1 tRNA gene and 2 rRNA genes are annotated in these 3,429 nt (G+C 52.8%); all 3 read left to right on the forward strand.

Annotated features, from left to right (window positions below):
* The first annotated feature begins 113 nt into the window (after positions 1 to 113).
* Positions 114 to 2,912, forward strand: a 23S ribosomal RNA gene (locus ACSV9I_RS22125).
* A gap of 114 nt (positions 2,913 to 3,026) precedes the next feature.
* Positions 3,027 to 3,141: ribosomal RNA gene (rrf, locus tag ACSV9I_RS22130) — 5S ribosomal RNA — on the forward strand.
* Between the two features lie 155 nt (positions 3,142 to 3,296).
* Positions 3,297 to 3,373: transfer RNA gene (locus ACSV9I_RS22135), tRNA-Met, on the forward strand.
* Positions 3,374 to 3,429 lie beyond the last annotated feature (56 nt).

Raw genomic sequence — 3,429 nt, forward strand, 5'->3', positions numbered from 1 at the left:
CTTGTCGAACACGTCGATGGCATCGTTGATCTGACTGGGTTGTAAAAGGTAGCCCGGTCTGTTGGTCGTTCTGCGGAATGATTGACTGAATGATGAGCATTGGCAATGAGAACGATTAAGTGTCGTAAGGGCATTTGGTGGATGCCTTGGCATGCACAGGCGAAGAAGGACGTGATACGCTGCGAAAAGCCGTGGGGAGCTGCGAATAAGCTTTGATCCATGGATATCCGAATGGGGAAACCCACCTTAAATGCTTGGAGAATCCAAACTGATCGCAAGATCGGCTTGGGTTTCCAAGCATTGTGATAAGGTATCTAACCTTCGAATACATAGGGGTTAGAAGCGAACGCAGGGAACTGAAACATCTAAGTACCTGTAGGAAAGGACATCAACCGAGACTCCGCAAGTAGTGGCGAGCGAACGCGGACCAGGCCAGTGGCAACAAGGAATAAAGCCGAACAAGTTGGAAAGCTTGGCTAAAGTGGGTGACAGCCCCGTAGGCGTAGAACACTTGTTGTCCTTGAGTAAGGCGGGACACGTGAAATCCTGTCTGAACATGGGGAGACCACTCTCCAAGCCTAAGTACTCGTGCATGACCGATAGCGAACAAGTACCGTGAGGGAAAGGTGAAAAGCACCCCGACAAGGGGAGTGAAATAGAACCTGAAACCGGATGCCTACAAGCAGTCGGAGGGCGCAAGCCTGACGGCGTACCTTTTGTATAATGGGTCAACGACTTAGTGTAACTAGCAAGCTTAAGCCGGTAGGTGTAGGCGCAGCGAAAGCGAGTGTTAATAGCGCGATTGAGTTAGTTGCATTAGACCCGAAACCGAGTGATCTAGCCATGAGCAGGCTGAAGGTTGGGTAACACCAACTGGAGGGCCGAACCCATATCTGTTGCAATAGATCGGGATGACTTGTGGCTAGGGGTGAAAGGCCAATCAAACTCGGAAATAGCTGGTTCTCCGCGAAAACTATTTAGGTAGTGCGTCGACCGAATACCCTCGGGGGTAGAGCACTGGATGGGCTATGGGGACTCACCGTCTTACTGATCCTAACCAAACTCCGAATACCGAGGAGTACTAGTCGGCAGACACACGGCGGGTGCTAACGTCCGTCGTGAAGAGGGCAACAACCCTGACCTCCAGCTAAGGTCCCCAAGTCATGGCTAAGTGGGAAAGGATGTGAGGATCCCAAAACAACCAGGATGTTGGCTTAGAAGCAGCCATCATTTAAAGAAAGCGTAACAGCTCACTGGTCTAAATAAGGGTCTTTGCGCCGAAAATGTAACGGGGCTAAAGCCATGCACCGAAGCTGAGGATGTGGATTTATCCACGTGGTAGCGGAGCGTTCCGTAAGCCTGTGAAGGGGTACCTGTGAGGGGCCCTGGAGGTATCGGAAGTGCGAATGTTGACATGAGTAACGATAAAGGGGGTGAGAGACCCCCTCGCCGAAAGACCAAGGGTTCCTGCTTAAAGTTAATCTGAGCAGGGTTAGCCGGCCCCTAAGGCGAGGCAGAAATGCGTAGTCGATGGGAACCACGTTAATATTCGTGGGCCTGGTGGTAGTGACGGATTGCGTAACTTGTTCAGACTTATTGGATTGTCTGGGCGAGGAAGCGGTTCCAGGAAATAGCTCCACCGTATAGACCGTACCCGAAACCGACACAGGTGGTCAGGTAGAGTATACCAAGGCGCTTGAGAGAACTATGTTGAAGGAACTCGGCAAATTGCACGCGTAACTTCGGAAGAAGCGTGACCCCAATGCACGCAAGTGTTTTGGGGTGGCACAGACCAGGGGGTAGCGACTGTTTATCAAAAACACAGGGCTCTGCGAAGTCGCAAGACGACGTATAGGGTCTGACGCCTGCCCGGTGCTGGAAGGTTAAGAGGAGAGGTGCAAGCTTTGAATCGAAGCCCCAGTAAACGGCGGCCGTAACTATAACGGTCCTAAGGTAGCGAAATTCCTTGTCGGGTAAGTTCCGACCTGCACGAATGGCGTAACGACTTCCCCGCTGTCTCCAACATAGACTCAGTGAAATTGAATTCCCCGTGAAGATGCGGGGTTCCTGCGGTCAGACGGAAAGACCCCGTGCACCTTTACTATAGCTTTACACTGGCATTCGTGTCGGCATGTGTAGGATAGGTGGTAGGCTTTGAAGCGGGGACGCCAGTCTTCGTGGAGCCATCCTTGAAATACCACCCTTATCGTCATGGATGTCTAACCGCGGTCCGTCATCCGGATCCGGGACAGTGTATGGTGGGTAGTTTGACTGGGGCGGTCGCCTCCGAAAGAGTAACGGAGGCGCGCGATGGTGGGCTCAGACCGGTCGGAAATCGGTCGTCGAGTGCAATGGCATAAGCCCGCCTGACTGCGAGACTGACAAGTCGAGCAGAGACGAAAGTCGGTCATAGTGATCCGGTGGTCCCGTGTGGAAGGGCCATCGCTCAACGGATAAAAGGTACGCCGGGGATAACAGGCTGATGACCCCCAAGAGTCCATATCGACGGGGTTGTTTGGCACCTCGATGTCGGCTCATCGCATCCTGGGGCTGGAGCAGGTCCCAAGGGTTTGGCTGTTCGCCAATTAAAGCGGTACGTGAGCTGGGTTCAGAACGTCGTGAGACAGTTCGGTCCCTATCTGCCGTGGGTGTAGGAATATTGACAGGATCTGTCCCTAGTACGAGAGGACCGGGATGGACATATCTCTGGTGGACCTGTTGTCGTGCCAACGGCATAGCAGGGTAGCTATATATGGAATGGATAACCGCTGAAGGCATCTAAGCGGGAAACCAACCTGAAAACGAGTATTCCCTATCAGAGCCGTGGAAGACTACCACGTTGATAGGACGGGTGTGGAAGTGCAGTAATGCATGAAGCTTACCGTTACTAATAGCTCGATTGGCTTGATCGTTCTCATTGACCATGCTCATCGGCCCGGACATAACCGGGCGATGATGCCAAAACGTGTTCATACCAAAAACAGGAATATCCCTGTACCAGCTTCTCACATATTGCCCTTAGCTGACCTGGTGGTTATTGCGGGGTGGCTGCACCCGTTCCCATTCCGAACACGGCCGTGAAACGCCCCTGCGCCAATGGTACTTCGTCTCAAGACGCGGGAGAGTAGGTCGCTGCCAGGTCTGCTAATGGCAATATGTCCGGTACGTTCAAATCAAAACGTCCGAAATCTTCTCAAAACACCATCGGCCCAAGCCGAAAACAACGGGCCGCTTCAAGCGGCCATTTTGTTTGATAACAGACTTCAAGCGTCACAACGAAAGTTCGACGCTCTTGGCGCGGGGTGGAGCAGCCCGGTAGCTCGTCAGGCTCATAACCTGAAGGCCGCAGGTTCAAATCCTGCCCCCGCAACCAAATCCAAACATAAATACGCAAAACCGCCTCCATCCAATGGGGGCGGTTTTGCGTTT

The sequence above is a fragment of the Rhizobium sp. G187 genome (assembly GCF_051549525.1).
GTDB lineage: Bacteria > Pseudomonadota > Alphaproteobacteria > Rhizobiales > Rhizobiaceae > Allorhizobium.